Here is a 19832-nt window from a genome sequence, read left to right on the forward strand (position 1 = left end):
CCTATAAGCATTTACTTCTCATTTTTTTTAACTCTTGTATCCTCTGGGATTTACTGCGTTGCCTGATGTTCTTGGCAGTTTCGGTGTAAAATTGATGTTTGTTTTCCAAATATTCTAATTGAAAGTCAATCCACTCGAGATCGGTTAAATTTTTACCATAATTTTCAAATTCATTTCGAAGCGTTTTGGCTACATTATGATAATCTGCTCGACCTAAATAATCATGGTCTGCATCACACATAATTTTCTCTAAAAGTGTTTGAGGACGATTGTTTTTGTTAGTAGCTAAAATAATACCCGTAATTGTTTCAATTTGTTCTTGTGAGTAACCAAATTTTGGTAATTCGTTTTTAGCCATCTGAATACCAAAATTTTCATTGTCTTCATAGCGGACAATAAAACCAGAATCATGAAAGAGTATAGCTGTTCTGAGGATAATCCAATCTTCTCCGGTGACTCCTTCTAAAGCTGCTATACGTTGAGCAGATTTTTCTACATTTAAAGTATGCTTTAAGTTGTGATAATCTAGCTCATCAGGTAAAGCCGATTTTAATTTATTGATAATAAAAGTTCGGGTATTTTCAAAATCCATGGCAGGGAGCTCACATTTTAAGCGTAATGCTCTATTGGGTAACTTTCCTTCATTAAAAAGTGAATTTTCTGTTTTGAGTTGATCTACAAAATACATATCTACAAAACTGCCAAATTTTAATTTGATCTCTCCTCGATGGGTAATATCAAAATAAGGATGAACAAGTTTAGCTACATCTGCAGTAATGGTTATGTTATTTTCAACTGAATTTTGTTCTGCTCGAGCAGCAATGTTAACGGTGTCACCCCAAACATCAAAGCTAATTTTTTTTGAACCAATAACACCAGCAACCAAAGGCCCCGTGTGGATACCTATGCGAATGTCCCAAGCTTCGGTGCGGGTAGCTTTTGCTAAAGCCTTTCGATTTAACATGTAATTTCTAATTTCAATTGCTGCTAACGTCGCCCGTACTGCAGGATTGTCATTCGTTTCTGTTACCCCTGCTAATGCCATGTATGAATCTCCGATGGTTTTTATCTTTTCAAGCTTATACCGATCGGTTATCTCATCGAATTTTGTAAAATAACCTTCAAGTTCACGAAGAAGCTCCATCGGTTTTAGCTTTTTTGCAGCTTTGGTAAAAGCAATAAAGTCCGTAAAAAGCACAACCCCTTCTTCAACTTTTCGAGGCGAAAACTTTCCTATTGTATTAAGATCCTTCAAAATATTCATAGGAAAAATATTCTCCAGTAGTTGGGAAATACGAAGATCTTTAAAATAAAGTGTTTTGAAAACTTCAATTTTAGCTTTTACTAAATTAGGATTAAAAGGACTTGATATGTAGTCAACAGCGCCTTCTTTAAATCCTTTCACTAATCGCACACCACTAGAGGTACTTTCACTAATTACAATTTTATAAGCGTCTTTAGAGTTGGGATTGGATTTTAAACGTTGTAACAATTCAAATCCATTTACAGCCTTGCTTTGAATATTGATAAGAATAATTCCTACACGTCGCTTCTCTAGTATGGGAAGTGCAGAAGCTTCATCCTCACAAAATATTAAATTATTGCCACTTCCTAATAACATTGCACGCAAACCATCTATGTTTATAGGGTTGTTGTCGATTACAAGAATGTTTATAAATCTTTCCACCAAGTTGAATTTAAGAAGCTATTCAACGAAAATAATATTTTCAATCGAGTATTTAGTATTAAACAGGAGAATTTTCCGCCTATTCGTCGAAGAAAAATAAATATTTCGAGTTGTGTTTTCTAGGTAATTCAAATTTACCACCAATCCTGAAGGAATGAAATGATCTTAACTGCTCATCAAACCAAACACTCACCACCAATCCCGAAGGGATGTAATAATTCTAACAGCTCATTAAACCAAACACTCACCACCAGTCCCGAAGGGATGAAATAATTCTAACAGCTCATCCAACCAAACACTCACCACCAATCCCGAAGGGATGTAATAATTCTAACAGCTCATTAAACCAAACACTCACCACCAGTCCCGAAGGGATGAAATAATTCTAACAGCTCATCCAACCAAACACTCACCACCAATCCCGAAGGGATGACATAATTATATGTCTTGTTATTAAATAAAAAAAGCCAGTTAAATAAATAACTGGCTTAGGTAAACTCTATTACTGCATCTACAAGTGCATAAAATCTTTTTTCTTTAAGAGTTCTTCTTCAGTTTCTCTAAAGTCAGGATCATCTACACAACAGTCTACTGGACAAACAGCTGCGCATTGAGGCTCGTCGTGAAACCCTTCGCATTCAGTACATTTATCTGTTACAATATAATATATATCCATGTCAACGGGCTCCTTTTCCTCCTCTGCATCTGTCTCTTCTCCATTTAAAGTGGTAATCATACCTTTTAGCGAAGTTCCATCAGACCAAGTCCATTCAGCACCTCCTTCGTAGATTGCATTATTTGGACATTCAGGCTCACATGCTCCACAGTTGATGCATTCGTCCGTAATTATTATTGCCATTTTACTACTTTTTAAGCGTTACTTCTATACATTTGCAAATATAATAAACCTTTAGGAAGGTATTTTGTTTTAATGAACTTAAATTTTTTCAAGGCTATGGACCGCAAAAAGACAATTCACGCTTTATCCATCTTAGGAGATACAATGTTACTTTTGGCAAAAAATGCTGATAAAGAAGCGTATAACCCTTTAGTGGCTACTGATTATTATGAAAAGATGCAAACAGCAATCTTGGGCGCGAAGGCACAAAATGGTTGGTTTTCTGAAGATGCTATTCGTGAAAGTTTACAACAAATTGGCGAGCGACTCAATGAAGAGGAATTGGGGGAATGGGTAAATGCCTATGAAGTGGCGAAAAAGCCCAAATCCGTAGGCCTGATACTCGCTGGAAATATTCCTATGGTTGGTTTTCATGATGTGCTTTCAACCCTTATTTCAGGTCATAAAGCTCATATTAAATTGTCAAGAGATGATAAAGTGCTAATTCCTGTCTTTTTGGATATTTTAAAGACCTTGCAACCTGAATTGACTGAGCAAATTCAAATAGTAGACAACTTAAAAAAGGTGGATGCTGTTATCGCTACGGGAAGTGATAATACAGCACGTTATTTTGAAAAGTATTTTGGACATTTGCCAAGAATTATTCGTAAAAACAGGACTTCTGTTGCCGTTATTACTGGTGAGGAATCTAAGAATGAACTGAAAGCCCTTGGGAAAGATATTTTCACCTATTTTGGTTTAGGGTGTAGAAATGTGTCTCACTTGATTTTACCAAAAAACTATAACCTAGATTTAATTTTTGAGGCTATTATTGACTATAGTGATGTTATTAATCACAATAAATATGCGAATAACTATGATTATTATAAAGCCATTTTTCTACTCAACTTACAGCCTATTTTAGAGAATGGATTTTTATTGACCCGAGAAATAGAAGATTTACATGCGCCTGTTTCTGTATTGCATTACCACTTCTATTCATCAAAAGATGAGGTTGATGCATATTTGAATCTTCATGCAGAAAAAATTCAAGCGGTTATAGGAAAAGATTATTTGCCTTTTGGAGCTGCTCAATCGCCTGCGCTAGATGATTACGCAGATGGTGTAAATACTTTAAAGTTTTTGAGTGAATTATAAATGTGTGGATGCTATTCTTTAGGAAAGTATCTGATAAGCATTAAAAATAATTAGGTGTAAATTATTTCCTATTAATTAATATTATATTTGCTATAAATTGAAAAACTGAGCAATGAAATTATTAGAAGATAAGGTTGTATTGATTACTGGTGCATCTAGAGGAATAGGAAAGGCTATTGCAGAAAAATGTGTGGCTGAAGGAGCTAAAGTTGCTTTTACTTATTTGTCATCTGAAGAGAAAGCAAATGCCTTGATTGCAGAGCTTACAAAAGATGGTGGAGAGGTAAAAGGATTCAAATCTAATGCTGCGAATTTTGATGCTGCCCAAAAATTAGTGGATGATGTTATGGAAGCATTTGGGGCTGTTGATGTTTTGGTGAATAATGCTGGAATTACTCGTGATAACTTACTCATGCGTATGACTGAGGAAATGTGGGACGAGGTAATAAACACTAATTTGAAATCCGCATTTAACTTAACAAAAGCTGTGCAACGTCCTATGTTGAAAGCTCGAAAAGGTTCAATCATTAATATGTCTTCTGTCGTTGGTGTTTCGGGTAATGCTGGACAGTCAAATTATGCAGCTTCAAAAGCGGGAATGATCGGTTTTACTAAGTCTATCGCTCAAGAACTAGGATCGCGTAGTATTCGATGCAATGCAATTGCTCCAGGTTTTATTGAGACAGAAATGACGGATGTTCTAGACGAGAAAGTAGTGAATGAATGGAGAAATAGTATACCATTAAAACGTGGAGGAACTCCTGAAGATGTTGCAGATGCAGTTGTTTTCTTAGGTTCTGATCGATCAGCATATATAACAGGCCAAACCTTAAATGTTTGTGGAGGTATGTTGATGTAATGATTATCATGATCTCTCATTTTGCTTTTATCATAAAGTATTTTGATAATTAGTAAGTCTGACAAGATCCTTTCCTTTGGAAAATTCCAATTTTATCAAGATTTAGGACGATTGTTAGACAAGGAATTCAATCAAAGCCTGTCTTTATCCACAATACAATTTATTTTGTCATCCTTCGTCAATATAAAATATTAGATTTTTAATTGACGAAGGGTTTATATTGACCCAACTCTGCAGAAATTCAGATTTCAAAAAAGAAATGATAGTTATGGTGAGGGCATACCGTTAAAAGCGTTTAATTGATTGGCAAAAACCAAATTTTCTTAGATCAACGAAATAAACCAAAAAATACAACGTTCATATAGGGAACTTAAATATAAATGCTTATGGCAAATAGTTACTCTAAAACTGCTCCGGGGATGGTGGAGGATAAACAAGAACCATCAAAAACTACGCTTCAATTCATTCTAAATTATTCAAAGAGTATTGAAGTCAAAAAGTCAAAAAAAGAATCCTTATTGATTCATTTGAATTAAAAATTAAACTGAAACTGAAAAGTTTCAGTTTTTTTTGTGGTGTACTTTGAGAGAAATCAGCCAGCTAGCCAACTATACGTAATCCATGAAGCCAGATAGGCAATTCCTGTAAAAACAATAAATTGAATTCCTGCTATGGTCCAGCTTCCTGTTTCTTGACGCACAATAGCAATGGTACTCATACATTGCAACGCAAAAACATAGAAGATCAGAAGAGAAAATGCTGTTGCGTAAGAAAATTGAATAGCTTTGAGTCCTTTTTCATTTTCTTCACCGCCTTCTACACTGTAAATAGTTGACATTGTTCCAACGAAAACTTCTCTTGCGGCAAAAGAGGCTACAATAGCAATTCCAATTTTCCAGTCAAATCCCAAAGGTTGTATAACGGGTTCAATAGTTTTTCCCATAATTCCTAAATAGGAGTTTTCTAGCTTTTCGCTGCTCATCTTAGTATAAAGCGAATCTGCGTGTATTTCATTTTCTGCAATTAACGCAGTGTATTTTTTATCAATTTGTTCAAAACGATCTCCAGGACCAAAATACGAGAGAACCCATAAAATGATCGAAGCAATTAAAATAACTTTACCTGCTTGAACGACAAAGATTTTTCCTTTATTGATGGCGGCATTTAGTGCGTTTCTCAGACTAGGTAATTTATAATTAGGCAATTCTAAAATAAAACTACTGTGTCCTCCCTTTTTTCTGAATAAATTGATGATCATAGCTATCAAAAGTGCCACAACAAAGCCCAATAAATAAAGTCCGAGCATGTATAGTCCTTGAACGCTAATTACGCCCCAAATAAACTCATTAGGAGCGATGAATGAAACCAAAAATACATAAACGGGAAGCCTTGCAGAACAAGCCATTAAAGGTGTAATGAAAATTGTAATAAAACGCTCTCTTTTATTTTCAATTGACCGCGCTGCCATAATAGCAGGAATTGCACATGCAAATCCACCTACTAAAGGAATAACAGACTTTCCGTTCATTCCAAAGCGCTTCAGCAACCCGTCAGTCATAAAACTTACCCTTGATAAATAACCAGTGTCTTCTAAAATTGCTATTAAAGCAAAAAGTATCATAATTTGAGGAACAAAGACTAAAACACCAGCAAGTCCTGCAAAAATACCATCTGTTATAAAGTCTGCAAACCATGAATCGGGCAGTAAGTTCCCCACCCAAACACCTAAATCAACAATACCATCATTAATAAAGTTCATTGGATATTCTGCAAAGGTGAAAATAGCTTGAAATAGAAGAAAGAAAACACCTAAAAAAATGAAAAGCCCCCAAATAGGATGAGTTACATATCGGTCAATCTTGTCTGTAATAGTTTTGTGATTTACTTTCGTTTGTCGAATATAGAAGTTTTCGCTTGCTGCATTTATTTGTGCAACGCGATCACTAATTTCTAAAATTTCTTCTTTTAAAGGCTCAAAATTATTTGCTTCAAATTGCGAATTGAGTAAATCAAAATCAGATGCTGGTAAAAGATCGGCTGCATTATTGATTTGCTTAAATAACATATAAGGAGTGCTAGCCTCGAAAAAATGTGCTGAATCATTTAGCACAGAATTGTACTTTTCTCTTTTAAATAAAGTTTTATTTGAAGGAGAAATGTCTGTTTCTGCTAAAGAAAGTAAGGTCTTGATTCCTTTGTTTTTTCGTGCGGAAATAGTGGTTACAGGAACATCGAAAAATCTAGAAATTTCATTGATCTTTATTTGATCCCCCGATTTCTCAACGATATCTGCCATATTTATCGCTAAAATTGAAGGAATACCTAACTCGATGACTTGTGATGCCAAGAATAAATTTCGGGCTAGGTTTGTTCCATCAATAACTACGATGATTAAATCTGGAAATGAATTGGATTGTGGATTGAGTAAAATATTTTGTACTACCTTTTCATCATCATTTTTTGAAGATAAACTGTATGTCCCCGGTAGGTCAATTAATTCACATGCCTCTCCATTTTCCAACTTTAATGTGCCAGATCGTTTATCTACGGTTACTCCAGGGTAATTTCCGACTTTTTGATTTAATCCAGTTAGCAGGTTAAATAAAGAGGTTTTTCCCGAATTGGGATTACCTACTAATGCTATTTTCTTCTTCTTTGTCATCACAGTGCAAAAGTGATGAAAATATCTTGGTATCTTAATACCATTTAATTGGTATTTAGAAAGGTTCAAGATAATACTTTCGTACAACTCTTTTCATTATTCACTCCACCAAGTCATTAAAATGGAATGTCTATATCTATTTTTTATTTGAAAACAATCCAATTCTCTCATTGTAGTTAAGAAGGTGCTTTGCTCTATTATTCTGACTAAAATGATTATTTTCGCTCAACGAATTGAACGTTATGAAGAAAATCATCACCATTATTGGCGCTCGACCTCAAATTATAAAATCTGCCGCATTGTCAAGAGCCATAGCTGAAAAGTATACCGATCAGTTAACGGAAGTCTTGGTACACACAGGCCAGCATTACGACGAAAAAATGTCTGAGGTCTTTTTTACTGAGTTGGGATTGAAGCAGCCAGATTATAATTTGAACATTGGATCAAATGCGCATGGTCTTCAAACAGCCGAAATGATCATAGGGTTGGAAAAGCTTTTAGTTAAAGAAAAACCTGATGCGATTGTTGTTTATGGAGATACTAATTCAACTTTGGCTGGAGCTATTACTGGGTCAAAATTGGGGATTCCAATTGTGCACATTGAAGCAGGTTTGAGAAGCTTCAATAAGTCCATGCCAGAGGAAGTTAACCGCATAATGTGTGACCATGTTTCTACTCTACTTTTTTCGCCAACAGAAACAGGGGTAAAGCATTTAGAAAATGAAGGGTTTAAATTAGATAACATTGCACCATACAATGCAAATAACCCAAAAGTATATCACAGTGGAGATGTGATGTATGATAATAGTTTATATTTTTCTGAAATTGCTGCAGAAAACCTCACAACACATCAAGAGTTAGATTTACATTATAAACCTTATTTCTTAGCAACAGTACATCGTGGAGCAAATACCGATGATCCAGAAAAATTAAAAGCTATTTTTGATGCGTTCTTGGAAATAATTGAAATATACCCTGATCATCTAATCGTTTTGCCACTTCATCCTAGGACGCATAAATGCATGGAAAAACATTTTTCGAAGGAATATCATCAGAAAATTAAAAAATGTAAACATTTTAAAATCATTCCGCCTGTTTCATTTTTAACGATTATTTCATTGGAGAAAAATTGTGAACTCGTTATTACAGATAGCGGAGGACTTCAAAAAGAGGCTTATTTCTTTAAAAAACCATGTGTGATTCTTCGTCCAGAAACAGAATGGGTTGAAATAGTTGAGCAAGGAGTTGCCATGATTACAGATGCTGATCAAAACAGAATTGTAAATGGAGTTCGAGCAATGTTAGATATGAAAAATGCAGAATTTCCAAGTTTGTATGGTGATGGAAAGGCAGCAGAGTTTATAGCTGGTGAGATTTTGGAATGGTGTTAATAAATACATCAGAATAGGTTAATTTAAAACCATTACCTTATGAATTATGAATATGGTGGGTGCGAAATTATCTCATTTCAATTCATGTGTTTTTACTTTAAATGAATCAAAATAAAATTAATTTTACAGTATGCTTACTATTTATGCCGATCAAATATCTCAACGTTTAAGTTATGTATTAACGCTGATTTTCCATGAACGAAATGTGGCATATCAAATTGTTTCTGATCACGATAGCTTTAAAAAAGCAGCTTTGCCCAAAGTGGCGTATTCTGATGATTCAAGTTTTGAACATTATCCTAAAATTTATCCTTCAACTTTACTTTTTGAAGATAAAATTAAAAAACAGATGGTACTTAAATCTGAATGGATGACCCATGAAGTGTTAAGCTTTAATGGAGTGCCTGATATCTTGGCGAGCATATTTTATGTAATCTCTCTTTATGATGATTATCTGCAGGAAGAAAAAGATCATCACAATCGAAATATCGGATCTCGTTCACTTTTATATAAGATGAATTGGTTGGAAAAATTAATGGTGGAAAGATGGAGTGAACAATTCATAGACTTTATTGAACAAGAAAATGGTTGTCAGCTAAAAACACAAGCAATACCTTTTAAAATTGTCCCCACCTTTGATATTGATAATACTTTTGCATATCGATATAAAAAAGGTGGAAGAAAGTTTTTGAGTATCGGGAAAGACGTCTTAAAAATGAATTTACCTCGGCTAAGAGAAAGGAAAGCAGTTTTGAGTGGACATAAAAAAGATCCGTATGATACATTTGATCAAATTGAGCGTATTGCAAGAAACGGCTTCGATGTAAAAGTGTTTTGGTTACTCGGTGATTATGGGAAGTTTGACCGCAACTTAGCAGCGAAAAACTTACACCATCAAAATGTAATCAAACAAACAGATGGTTTTACAGAGGTAGGTTTACACCCAAGTTATGCTTCAAATGAATCTGAAACCGTTCTGGAAAAAGAAAAACATCAAATAGAAAAAATATTGGTGCGAAAGGTCAATCATTCCCGTCAACATTTTTTAAAAATAGATTTACCCACCACTTTTGAAAGATTAAGTAATGTTGGTTTTTCTGATGATTACTCACTCGGCTATGCGGATCAGTTAGGTTTTAGAGCCGGTATTGCTCGACCATTTGTATGGTTTAATTTGAAAGAAAATAAAGTCTCTAATTTAAAATTACATCCTATTTCATATATGGATGGAACATTGAATGAATATATGGAATTGACGATTGAAGAAGCAGTCAAAACGGTTAGAAACCTCAAAAAAGAAGTAAAAACCTATGGTGGAAACTTTGTAGCGCTTTGGCACAATGAAACGATTGGAGATTACGGAAAATGGAAAGGATGGAACGAAGTATTAGCGGAAACTCTAAAAACTGAAGAAATAGATGTATAAGACTAAAGTACATATTGATCAGCATCAATTGATTGATTACTCTTCCAAATATGCTTTTTTAGGAAGTTGTTTTTCTGAACATTTATCCCTTAAGATGATACAGTCGGGTTTTCAAATTCAAACAAATCCATTTGGTGTTGTGTTTAACCCTATGTCGTTATCAAAAGTATTTTTAGCTTCAGATAAGGAATTAAAAAATTCTATTTTTGAAAGAAATGATGTTGCATTATCGTGGTTGGCAAACAGTACATGTTTTGCCTATGACCAAGAAGAGCTTTATGCTAAATTAATTAGTCTGCGCAATGATTTTTTAAATGAACTACGTAAATCAAAGGTGTTGTTTGTGACATTCGGAACAGCATGGGTTTATATGAAAAAATCCTCAGGAGATATCGTAGGAAACTGTCACAAAGCGGCAAAGAATGATTTTGAAAAGCGGTTATTATCAGTGGACGAAATTACTATTCAATGGAAACATGTCATTGAAAAACTAGAAAATGAGAATAGCATAAAAGTTATATTTACAGTAAGTCCGGTGCGGCATACAAAAGACGGATTAATAGAAAATTCAAGAAGTAAGGCAATCTTACTCAATGCTGTTCATCAATTAAAAGACAATTATAAAAATGTGGACTATTTTCCGGCGTATGAAGTAATGATAGATGAAATGCGCGATTATGCGTATTATAAAAAAGATGGCATTCACCCGAATGACATTGCTATTGATGAAATATGGAATCGCTTCAAAGTAACATTCTTTACTCCTGAAACAGATGAGATTTGCAAGGAATATGATAAGATTAACATGTTGTTTGAACATCAATCTATACACCCCGAGTCAACGGCAGCAAAACAGTTTAATCTAAAACGACAGAATAAATGGGAGGCACTTAAGAAGAAGTATCCTTTTTTAATTCGTAAAAAAAGTTAGAAAATCAGAGAATGGGTGATTTTCATGACTTTGTTGATCATTCAATACGCCTTAACTCAATACCATTTGTCTCATTTTCTCATACAAAACTATTCCAGCAGAAACTCCAACGTTGTAGGATGAAATAGTACCTAAAAGTGGAATTTTTGCACGTTGATGTGCAATTTTTAGAAGCTCTGGTGAAATTCCATCTTCCTCAGATCCCATTATAATTGCTGTAGGACCAGTTAAGGTAACATCAAAAACAAAGTCATGTGTTTTTTCGGTACACGCCACAATTCGTAAACCAGATTCTTTCATATAAAGTACGGTTTTGTTCAAATCTCTTGTTTTACAAACAGGGATTTTATGCAAAGCACCCGATGAAGTTTTGATAGAATCGCTGGTGATTAACGCCGAGTTTTTATCAGGAATAACAATCGCATGCACTCCAGAACATTCTGCTGTTCTTGCAATGGCGCCAAAGTTTCTAACATCTGTAATTCTGTCTAAGACTAAAATGTTTGGAATATCTCCACGTTCAAAAACATCCGATAAAACATCTGTTAAATCATGATATACAACTGGAGATATGAAAGCAATAACGCCTTGATGATTTTTCCTTGTTAGGCGATTCAACTTTTCCGCAGGTACAAATTGAAGCGTATATTTTTTATTCGCCAAAGCTTCTTTTAATTCCTTAAATAAAGCCTTGTCCATACCACGCTGAATCATAATTTTATTGATCTCTTTACGTGCTTCAATAGCTTCAATTACTGCACGAACACCAAAAATTAAATCCTCTATTTCACCTTTTCTACTTGACATATCTACTTTTGTATGCAACAAAGTTAACGCTTGTTTTTGAATTAACGCTGTTGGTTTTATATTCTTTCAATTTGAAAAGTTGAATTCATTTCCTTTCCACACTAAAATTGAAAGACAAAAATGTACTCGCATTATATCTAAATTAATGTACTTTTTGATTGCTAAACTCACAGATATGCAAATTAATGGTTGTTTTAACGAATAATATGCTAGAAATACAAGGAATTCTCATCTTGGAAGCTATTTTTGCAATATGGGTAATACTAAAAAACAAATCTTTAATTTTTATATCCTCAAACGGCTTTTTGTATTCGTAAAACCATACATGCGGTTTCTATTACTGGCATTTGTTTTTACATTAGGTTTAGCTGTCTTATCGCCGCTCCGTCCAAGTATTATTGGTGACATGGTCGATGAATATATTGTAAAGGATCAAAATGCTGATGCTTTATGGTTTTGGACCATGATCGTTGTAGGGATGTTATTATTAGAAGCTATTTTTCAGTTCATGACGACCTTCTTTGCTAATTTGCTAGCTCAATCTGTTATTAAAGATATACGGGTTAAGCTGTATAAGCACATGATGTCTTTTAAAATGAAATTTTTCGATCAAACTCCAATAGGGTCTGTGGTAACAAGAATTGTTTCGGATTTAGAAGCTATTTCGGAGATTTTCTCGCAAGGATTAATCAATATGTTTAAGGATATCATTATTCTGATTACAATTATAGTTTGGATGTTTTCCACGAATGCGATGCTCACGCTTTTTGTGTTACTCCCGATTCCTTTGCTGTTGATAGCTACGCGAATTTTTGCAAAAGCAATGAAAAAAGCTTATCAAAAAGAAAGTGTAGAAGTTAATCGACTCAATACCTTTGTGCAAGAACGTTTAACAGGAATGTCGATTTTACAATTGTTTAATCGAGAAGAGGTAGAGAAAGAACGTTTTGCCGCGATTAACAAAAGACATCGACAAGCGCATATAGATACCATCTGGGCAAATTCTATATTTTTTCCCGTCGTTGAGTTTTTAACCTCTTTATCTATTGCTTTTTTAATTGTATTTAGTGCGTGGTCCTTGGCAAATAATTTTTCAATTGCAGCGGATTCAACAGGAACAATTGTCAAATTTACTTTATGGGTTAATATGTTATATAGACCTATTCGCCAATTAGCAGACAAGTTTAATATTCTTCAACGTGGTGTTGTTCGTGCTGAAAGAGTTTTTAAAACCTTAGATACAGATGAGGTGATTCAAGATACAGGAACAGTTACAGAATTGGATTTTCAACAAGATATACATTTCAATAAAGTATGGTTTGCCTACCAAGATGAAGATTGGGTCTTGAAAGACATTAATTTACATATTCAACCCAATCAAACTGTTGCTTTTGTCGGTGCTACAGGAGCAGGGAAATCTTCAATCGTTAACTTGCTGTCTCGATTTTATGAATACCAAAAAGGAAGTATTAATATTGGAGAAACAGATATTAGAGATATCGATTTAGGCTATTTAAGAGAGAACATTTCAATTGTGTTGCAAGACGTTTTCTTGTTCTCAGATACCATTCTGAATAACATTACTTTGAGAGATGAAAAAATCTCAAAAGAACAAGTAATTGAAGCTGCAAAGGCTGTAGGAGCACATGATTTTATAATGAAACTACCCAATGATTACAATTATGAAATTGGAGAAAGAGGTGGTGTTTTATCAACTGGTCAGCAACAACTTTTAGCATTTATTCGCGCTTATGTTTACAATCCACATATTTTAATTTTGGATGAAGCCACTTCAAGCGTTGACAATGAAAGTGAAGAAATGATTCAAGCGGCTACGGAGAAGTTAACTGTTGGTAGAACCTCAATTGTAATTGCGCACCGACTTTCAACGATTCAAAGTGCTGATAAAATTATTGTGCTTGATCAAGGCCGAGTAATGGAGGCTGGAAGTCACCAAGAACTTTTAGGCAAAAACGGATTTTATAAAAAATTATACGAAAAACAATTTTTAGGAGATGAAGAATAGAATGAGAATAAAAATAGGAGGTGTTCCAGAACATTTCAATTTACCTTGGAGATTGGCTATGCAGCAAGGTGATTTCGAAAAAGAAAACATTGCCCTACATTGGGAAGATATGGGCGGAGGAACCGGTCAAATGATAAAAGGGTTACAAAACAAAACCATTGATGTTGCTGTTTTACTTACTGAAGGAATTTCAAGAGCAATTTTACAAGGATTAGACGCCAAAATATTACAAGTTTATGTGAAATCACCACTAAGATGGGGAATTCATGTGCCGTTTGCAGATCAATCCATTCAAAAAGTGGAAGATTTAAAAGGTAAAACTTTTGCTATTTCTCGTGAAGGTTCTGGCTCACATTTGATGTCTTATGTCTTGGCAGATCAGAAAGGTTGGGATATTGATAATTTGAAATTCAATAGTGTTGGAGATGTTTACGGTGGACTTTGGGCGCTTGAAAATGACGAAGCACAAGCCTTTTTATGGGAAAAATACACCACGCATCCCTATACTGAGCAAGAAAAATGCAGATACATTGACGAGGTGGTAACTCCTTGGCCGTGTTTTGTGGTGGCGGTTCGTGGCGAAGTTGCAGAACAATATGAAGAAGAGTTGCAAACGATGTTGTCAGTTGTAAATAAAAAAGCAGAGAGCGTTAAATACGACGAGAAAACACCAGAGGTTTTATCATGGCGTTATGGTTTAAAACTCGACGATGTTACGAGTTGGTTAAACGAAACAGAATGGAACTATAAAGCTGAAAAGTTTGATAAAGACTTTGATAATGTGATAAAATATTTGCTGAAACTCAAGTTGATTACTGAGCGGGAAGCAGAAAACTATATGGAAAAGTTGTTTTAAAAACAGTAGCAGGTTTAAAACTAAAAATGGTTTTTTGATGTTGTTTGTAGAAGTCTTTTAACTTGTGTTAAAGACGCTTCTTCGGTTGAAGTGGAGAGTATCACTTTTTTAAGTGTTAATGTAGAATCACTGATTTTTAAAGATATAAAAGGAAAGTAAAATGGGAAAAGTAAGTGAAAAAGCTGGAGTTCAGCAATTGGTAGAATCATTTTATAATCACGGAGTAAAGTACATTGTTTTCTCTCCTGGTTCAAGAAATGCGCCACTTGTAGTAAGTTTTGCGAATGATGAACGCTTTAAATGTTTTGTGATTCCAGACGAAAGAAGTGCTGCTTTTTATGCGCTTGGAATGGCTGAACAATCCGGAACTCCTGTGCCTGTGATGTGTACTTCTGGTTCTGCGCTTTTAAATTACTATCCAGCAGTAAGTGAAGCTTTTTATCGCAATATTCCGCTAATTGTGGTTTCTGCAGATAGACCAAGCGAATGGACAGATCACGGCGACGGACAAACAATTCGTCAGGAAAATGTCTTTCAAAATCATATATGTGCCTACACCCAGCTATACGAAACTCCCAATACGGAAGATCAAAAATGGTTCAATAAAAGAACAATGGATGAGGTTTTAATCCAAGCAAAATCTCCTCAAGGTGGTCCTGTTCATTTTAATTTTCCGTTTACAGAACCTTTGTACGCTTTGGAAGACAAATCTGCGCATGAAAAAAAGCAAGATAACTTTTTAGAAGTAATGAAGTTATCTCCACAATTGTCTTCTGTTCAAAAAGCAGAACTTCAAGAAACGTGGAATAATTCTTCACGAAAATTGATTTTATGCGGACAAATGCCTAAAAACGGTTATTTGAACGAACAGCTAAAACAATTGGCCAACGACAAAAGTGTAGCCGTTGTGGTTGAAAACACAAGTAACTTGCAAGATCGAGGCTTTATTCATTGTATCGATAGAACCATTTCTAGCTTTCTAGAAGACAATCCAGAATTGTATCAACCCGATTTGTTAATTACTATTGGTGGTGCGGTAATCTCTAAGAAAATCAAAAAGTATTTACGTCAATATAAACCAAAAAATCACTGGAAAATAGGTCAGGAATTTCCATTTATGGATACCTATCAATCCCTAAAGAAATCCATTCCAATGGATGCAAATTCATTCATGGACTTCTTGTTAGAAGAAGGATTCAATCGAAATAATTCGAGATATGGCGAACAATGGAAACAACTCGATTATTTGGCGCAAGGCAATCATGAAGATTATTTAATGTCGGTGCCTTATTCTGATTTATCGGTGTTTAACTTGGTGTTAGATGCCATCCCAGATCACAGTAATTTACACCTCGGAAATAGCTCTGTCGTTCGTTATGCGCAACTGTTTGATCCGATTAAGAGCATCAATTATTTCTGTAATCGCGGAACGAGTGGCATCGACGGTTCAACAAGTACAGCTATCGGAAATACTTTGGCAGGAGAAGATAAATTACACACTTTAATCACTGGCGACATTAGTTTTTTCTACGATAGCAATGCATTTTGGAATCATCACGTACCTTCCAATTTCCGTGTTTTTTTAATCAATAACGGAGGCGGAGGCATCTTCAATATTATTCCTGGACCAAGAAGTTCAGCGCAAGGCGAGGAGTTCTTCGTAGCCAAACATTCCTTTTCTGCCAAGTCAATTGCAGAAGCTTTTAATGTGAATTATTTCCAAGCTACATCAATGGAAGAAATCGATAATCAACTCGATGTTTTCATGGAAATCCAAGACAACGACAGACCCGCAATTATGGAGGTCTTCACAGATGGGGAGGCAAGCGGAAAAATTCTTTTAGATTATCTAGAAAAAACAAAAGTGAAAGACGTACCAGAGTTGGAGAATTGATAAGTTAGAATTGATAGTTGAAACTTCATAATTGAAAATTGAAAATTCGTAATTTGTAATTAAAAATTCATAATTCATAATTACGAATCCTTCTTCTTTGGAACATAATGATAAGTTACCCCAAAGTTTTGTGTCGATGAGCTATTTCTATCGTTGTTCGTACTTGGATTATTATTATTTTCTTTACTTTCATCCAATGACTTTTGCTTTTCTAACGCTTCAATTCTTTGTTGGATGATATTTTGCTTTTGCAATTGTTGTTCTTCCCAAATCCTTCTGCGTTCTCTCCATTCTCCTTCTAAATCTGGTGGTTCAATGCCCATTTCTTTTTCAATTTCATATGCATATTTTGGAGGAACAGGACCCTTTTTACGAAAGATAATAGCCATGAGCGTTCCCACTAAAAAACCGGATAAATGCCCCTCCCAAGAAATACCTGCTTCCATTGGGAAAACACCCCAAATCATGGAGCCATAAACAAAAGCCACAAATAAAGAAATTGCTTGAAGCGGCAAATACTTTTTGAAAAAGCCGCTGATGAATAAAAATCCGAATAACCCATAAATCACACCCGACATTCCAATGTGGTAAGATTGCGTATTTATTGCGATATACCAAACTAAAAAACCTGTTCCAAGCCAAACAAACAGTACAACATAAAACGCAATTTCACGGTAGAAATATATCAGTGTACTCAGAAGAACTAGGGTAGGAACAGAATTGTTGATGATGTGAGAGAAGTCACGCTGACCATGTATAAATGGCATAAAAAAAATTCCTTTAACGCCTTCTAATGTTTGTGGTTTTACTCCAAAACGGTATAAGTCTAGTTGAAAATAGCGATCCATTAAAAATACAGTCCACATGATAATCAATACCAGCAAAGGATATATAATCGCTTCAAGTGTTCTATTTTTCTCAGCTTGCATCAGTTTCATAGGAATTGTCTTGTCAATTTCTGTTCCGATTGTAAACTTACGTCATTCTGTCATTAATTCTTTGCTTTTTTTGAACGATCTAAGAATGCATCTTTTCCGCTTTACTTATTTTAATATCGGTATGTGTTTTCACAAGCTAAAATGTTTGAATCTGCGTTTCCCCCTCTGGAGGGGGATAAAGGGGGAGGATGCTTTGAGTTCATTTCCTGCTTTTCAAAACTTGTCTTACAATACATCAACGGCGAAAAGCGAGAAGGCTTTTTAATCAGGGATTGAAGCAGTGGATGAAATAATCAACCCATTAAATCTCCTCCCTCTATGTCTCCCTCCAGAGGGAGATGTTGTCTCTAAGCCTTCTTTTTATGAAATAACATTTCCGCTTTACTTATTTTAGAATCAAGAAGTTCTTTCAAGCTTGACTGCCAGTTACGAAGCAGAAATGTTTTTTTCGGCTTAGGGGTAGAAACGGCATCCTTTTTTTCAAAAAAAAGATATAGTGGATGACCCGACCCAATTTTCTTGGAGTATACGGAGAGAAATTTGGGGAAGCCCCAAAACAGTATTGAATAAGATAGGTAGATCGGACAATTAGCTGCAATTCGACAGGATCTTTGTACCACGCTGATGACAAAGCGATTCGTAATTCTACAATTCGTAATTCGTAATTGAATCATTCGTAATTCTACAATTCGTAATTCTACAATTCGTAATTCGTAATTGAATCATTCGTAATTGAATCATTCGTAATTGAATCATTCGTAATTGAATCATTCGTAATTAATTTATTTCTTATCTTCGCTTTGCAAAAAAAAAGAATGTTATGCGTAGAGTTGTAATCACAGGAATGGGAGCTTTGACTCCAATAGGAAATACAGTAGAGGAATTTTGGAAAAATGCACTTGAAGGAGTGAGTGGTGCAGCTCCTATACAAACATTTGATGCAGCTAAGTTTAAAACTCAGTTTGCATGTGAATTGAAAGATTTTAAAATTGAAGATCACTTGGATCGCAAGGAACGTAAAAAGTATGATAAATTTACCCAATATGCACTTGTGGCTGTTGAGGAAGCTGTGCAGCAAGCCAATATTGATTTTGATAATCTAGATTTAGATAGAGTAGGTGTGATTTGGGGGTCAGGAAATGGAGGTATTCAAACCTTTGAACAACAACTTACTGAATATAATGAAGGTGACGGAACACCGCGTTTTAATCCTTATTTTATTCCTCGAATTTTAGTGGATATCGCTGCTGGTGTAATTTCGATGAAATATGGTTTGCGTGGAGTTAATTTTGCTCCTGTTTCGGCTTGTGCCACATCAACAACAGCGATTATTGAAGCGTTTAATTATGTGCGTTGGAACAAAGCAGATATGATTGTTTCGGGTGGTTCTGAATCGCCTATTGGGCCTGCAACAATTGGCGGATTTGGTTCTTTAAAAGCGCTTTCAACAAAAAATGATGCGCCAGAAACGGCTTCGCGTCCTTTTGATGTGAATCGTGATGGTTTTGTAATGGGAGAAGGAGCTGGAGCGCTTGTAGTTGAAGAATTAGAACATGCGAAAAAGCGTGGAGCAAACATTATAGCTGAAATTGTTGGTGGTGGAATGGCTGCTGATGCTTACCATTTAACGGGAACACATCCTGAAGGTGAAGGAGCAATTAAAGGAATGAAACTAGCGATTGAGGAAGCCGGAATTTCGCCTGATCAAGTAGATTATGTGAATATGCATGCTACTTCTACTCCTAATGGAGATGTAAGTGAAATAAAAGCATTAGATACTGTTTTTGAAAAAAGGAAATCGCTTATTGTAAGTGGTACAAAGTCAATGACTGGGCACTTGCTTGGTGCAGCTGGAGCAGTGGAGACCATTCTTTCTGCTAAAGCTTTAGAAAAACAAAAAGTACCACCAACCATAAACGTTAAGGACTTTGAGGAGAGTTGTAAAGACAGTTATTATTTTCCTGTTGAAAAAGGGGTAGACGGTAGAATTAAATATGCTTTGAGTAATACATTTGGTTTTGGAGGACATATTGCCGCGCTTCTGTTGAAAAGATATGAAGAGGAATAGTTTTTCATTTATTTTCTTGGTTTAATCTTTTGTGGTTTAATTCAGGTGTAAATTACATTACTGAACAGAATATGGGGCAGTCTCAAAAGTTGGGGAGGGATTAATGCTATGCTATAAAGATATTGCTTATCAAGTTAGATTTTCACTTCTAAACTCTGAGAAATAACATGATTGTAAAAATCAATTTGAATTTTACAATCAACCGCCTATCACGTTGAGTTTTACCATTAATCCCGAAGGGATGACATGAGAATAAATGCTAATCAATTTAAATTTTGTTATCAATCCCGA

Annotated in this window: 15 protein-coding genes; 10 read left to right on the top strand and 5 right to left on the bottom strand. The window is 35.0% G+C overall.

What is annotated here, in order from left to right; translation table 11 throughout:
* Nucleotide 1: 1 nt before the first annotated feature.
* Together CW751_RS10805 and CW751_RS10810 are read right to left on the bottom strand one after the other, a co-directional pair.
* Nucleotides 2-1687, bottom strand: a complete 1686-nt coding sequence (locus CW751_RS10805) for an adenylate/guanylate cyclase domain-containing protein (RefSeq protein ID WP_165779285.1) — start codon at nucleotides 1685-1687, stop codon at nucleotides 2-4.
* Nucleotides 1688-2198: 511 nt separating this feature from the next.
* Nucleotides 2199-2546: a 4Fe-4S dicluster domain-containing protein gene (locus CW751_RS10810; RefSeq protein WP_101335047.1), complete on the bottom strand. Its 348-nt coding sequence runs from the start codon at nucleotides 2544-2546 to the stop codon at nucleotides 2199-2201.
* Nucleotides 2547-2642: 96 nt separating this feature from the next.
* On the opposite strand from CW751_RS10810, the gene CW751_RS10815 reads away from it, so the two are divergent.
* The 3 genes from CW751_RS10815 to CW751_RS15445 all read left to right on the top strand — a co-directional run bounded on the left by CW751_RS10815 (nucleotide 2643) and on the right by CW751_RS15445 (nucleotide 5078).
* Entirely contained in the window at nucleotides 2643-3683 is a 1041-nt protein-coding gene (locus CW751_RS10815; protein WP_165779286.1) for an acyl-CoA reductase, read from the top strand.
* A gap of 112 nt (nucleotides 3684-3795) precedes the next feature.
* Complete coding sequence (fabG, locus tag CW751_RS10820; protein ID WP_101335049.1) at nucleotides 3796-4542, top strand: 3-oxoacyl-[acyl-carrier-protein] reductase; 747 nt, start codon at nucleotides 3796-3798, stop codon at nucleotides 4540-4542.
* 386 nt (nucleotides 4543-4928) lie between these two features.
* On the top strand, nucleotides 4929-5078 hold the full coding sequence (locus tag CW751_RS15445) for a hypothetical protein (protein ID WP_165779287.1): 150 nt from the start codon (nucleotides 4929-4931) through the stop codon (nucleotides 5076-5078).
* A 56-nt stretch (nucleotides 5079-5134) separates the two neighbouring features.
* On the opposite strand, the gene feoB is transcribed toward CW751_RS15445, so the two are convergent.
* A complete protein-coding gene (gene feoB / locus CW751_RS10825) occupies nucleotides 5135-7204 on the bottom strand; it encodes a ferrous iron transport protein B (protein ID WP_101335050.1) in 2070 nt (689 codons plus the stop codon).
* A 242-nt stretch (nucleotides 7205-7446) separates the two neighbouring features.
* Here feoB and wecB point away from each other — a divergent pair, with 242 nt between their 5' ends.
* The 3 genes from wecB to CW751_RS10840 all read left to right on the top strand — a co-directional run bounded on the left by wecB (nucleotide 7447) and on the right by CW751_RS10840 (nucleotide 10952).
* The gene (gene wecB / locus CW751_RS10830) at nucleotides 7447-8595 is read left to right on the top strand and encodes a non-hydrolyzing UDP-N-acetylglucosamine 2-epimerase (RefSeq protein WP_101335051.1); all 1149 of its coding nucleotides are present in this window, start codon (nucleotides 7447-7449) and stop codon (nucleotides 8593-8595) included.
* 130 nt (nucleotides 8596-8725) lie between these two features.
* The gene (locus tag CW751_RS10835) at nucleotides 8726-10021 is read left to right on the top strand and encodes a polysaccharide deacetylase family protein (RefSeq protein ID WP_101335052.1); all 1296 of its coding nucleotides are present in this window, start codon (nucleotides 8726-8728) and stop codon (nucleotides 10019-10021) included.
* Nucleotides 10014-10952, top strand: coding sequence for a GSCFA domain-containing protein (locus tag CW751_RS10840; protein ID WP_101335053.1), 939 nt, complete (start codon nucleotides 10014-10016; stop codon nucleotides 10950-10952). Before CW751_RS10835 ends, CW751_RS10840 begins: the two co-directional genes overlap by 8 nt.
* Nucleotides 10953-11003: 51 nt before the next feature.
* Here CW751_RS10840 and rlmB read toward each other — a convergent pair whose 3' ends face one another.
* Nucleotides 11004-11759, bottom strand: a complete 756-nt coding sequence (gene rlmB, locus CW751_RS10845; RefSeq protein ID WP_101335054.1) for a 23S rRNA (guanosine(2251)-2'-O)-methyltransferase RlmB — start codon at nucleotides 11757-11759, stop codon at nucleotides 11004-11006.
* Nucleotides 11760-12084: 325 nt separating this feature from the next.
* On the opposite strand from rlmB, the gene CW751_RS10850 reads away from it, so the two are divergent.
* The 3 genes from CW751_RS10850 (at nucleotide 12085) to menD (ending at nucleotide 16535) form a co-directional block, all read left to right on the top strand.
* Nucleotides 12085-13785 carry an ABC transporter ATP-binding protein gene (locus CW751_RS10850; RefSeq protein WP_240612570.1) on the top strand — a complete coding sequence of 567 codons (1701 nt, stop codon included), beginning with the start codon at nucleotides 12085-12087 and terminating at the stop codon, nucleotides 13783-13785.
* A complete protein-coding gene (locus tag CW751_RS10855) occupies nucleotides 13775-14641 on the top strand; it encodes a substrate-binding domain-containing protein (protein ID WP_101335056.1) in 867 nt (288 codons plus the stop codon). The genes CW751_RS10850 and CW751_RS10855 overlap by 11 nt, the downstream gene beginning before the upstream one ends.
* A gap of 160 nt (nucleotides 14642-14801) precedes the next feature.
* Nucleotides 14802-16535, top strand: a complete 1734-nt coding sequence (gene menD / locus CW751_RS10860) for a 2-succinyl-5-enolpyruvyl-6-hydroxy-3-cyclohexene-1-carboxylic-acid synthase (protein ID WP_101335057.1) — start codon at nucleotides 14802-14804, stop codon at nucleotides 16533-16535.
* 80 nt (nucleotides 16536-16615) lie between these two features.
* Here the strand turns inward: menD and CW751_RS10865 are convergent, their stop codons facing one another.
* Nucleotides 16616-17473 carry a rhomboid family intramembrane serine protease gene (locus tag CW751_RS10865; protein WP_101335058.1) on the bottom strand — a complete coding sequence of 286 codons (858 nt, stop codon included), beginning with the start codon at nucleotides 17471-17473 and terminating at the stop codon, nucleotides 16616-16618.
* An 820-nt stretch (nucleotides 17474-18293) separates the two neighbouring features.
* Between CW751_RS10865 and fabF the strand changes: the two genes are divergently transcribed.
* Nucleotides 18294-19541, top strand: a complete 1248-nt coding sequence (fabF, locus tag CW751_RS10875) for a beta-ketoacyl-ACP synthase II (RefSeq protein WP_101335060.1) — start codon at nucleotides 18294-18296, stop codon at nucleotides 19539-19541.
* The last annotated feature ends 291 nt before the right edge of the window (nucleotides 19542-19832 follow it).

Origin of the sequence: Brumimicrobium salinarum (genome assembly GCF_002844555.1) — a bacterium.
GTDB classification, from domain to species: domain Bacteria; phylum Bacteroidota; class Bacteroidia; order Flavobacteriales_D; family Crocinitomicaceae; genus Brumimicrobium; species Brumimicrobium salinarum.

Bases quoted from the DNA above. Each gene is read 5' to 3' on its own strand.
- CW751_RS10810 (WP_101335047.1), bottom strand. From the start codon at position 2,546: ATGGCAATAATAATTACGGACGAATGCATCAACTGTGGAGCATGTGAG.
- CW751_RS10815 (WP_165779286.1), top strand. From the start codon at position 2,643: ATGGACCGCAAAAAGACAATTCACGCTTTATCCATCTTAGGAGATACA.
- fabG (WP_101335049.1), top strand. From the start codon at position 3,796: ATGAAATTATTAGAAGATAAGGTTGTATTGATTACTGGTGCATCTAGA.
- CW751_RS15445 (WP_165779287.1), top strand. From the start codon at position 4,929: ATGGCAAATAGTTACTCTAAAACTGCTCCGGGGATGGTGGAGGATAAA.
- feoB (WP_101335050.1), bottom strand. From the start codon at position 7,204: ATGACAAAGAAGAAGAAAATAGCATTAGTAGGTAATCCCAATTCGGGA.
- wecB (WP_101335051.1), top strand. From the start codon at position 7,447: ATGAAGAAAATCATCACCATTATTGGCGCTCGACCTCAAATTATAAAA.
- CW751_RS10835 (WP_101335052.1), top strand. From the start codon at position 8,726: ATGCTTACTATTTATGCCGATCAAATATCTCAACGTTTAAGTTATGTA.
- CW751_RS10840 (WP_101335053.1), top strand. From the start codon at position 10,014: ATGTATAAGACTAAAGTACATATTGATCAGCATCAATTGATTGATTAC.
- rlmB (WP_101335054.1), bottom strand. From the start codon at position 11,759: ATGTCAAGTAGAAAAGGTGAAATAGAGGATTTAATTTTTGGTGTTCGT.
- CW751_RS10850 (WP_240612570.1), top strand. From the start codon at position 12,085: ATGCGGTTTCTATTACTGGCATTTGTTTTTACATTAGGTTTAGCTGTC.
- CW751_RS10855 (WP_101335056.1), top strand. From the start codon at position 13,775: ATGAAGAATAGAATGAGAATAAAAATAGGAGGTGTTCCAGAACATTTC.
- menD (WP_101335057.1), top strand. From the start codon at position 14,802: ATGGGAAAAGTAAGTGAAAAAGCTGGAGTTCAGCAATTGGTAGAATCA.
- CW751_RS10865 (WP_101335058.1), bottom strand. From the start codon at position 17,473: ATGAAACTGATGCAAGCTGAGAAAAATAGAACACTTGAAGCGATTATA.
- fabF (WP_101335060.1), top strand. From the start codon at position 18,294: ATGCGTAGAGTTGTAATCACAGGAATGGGAGCTTTGACTCCAATAGGA.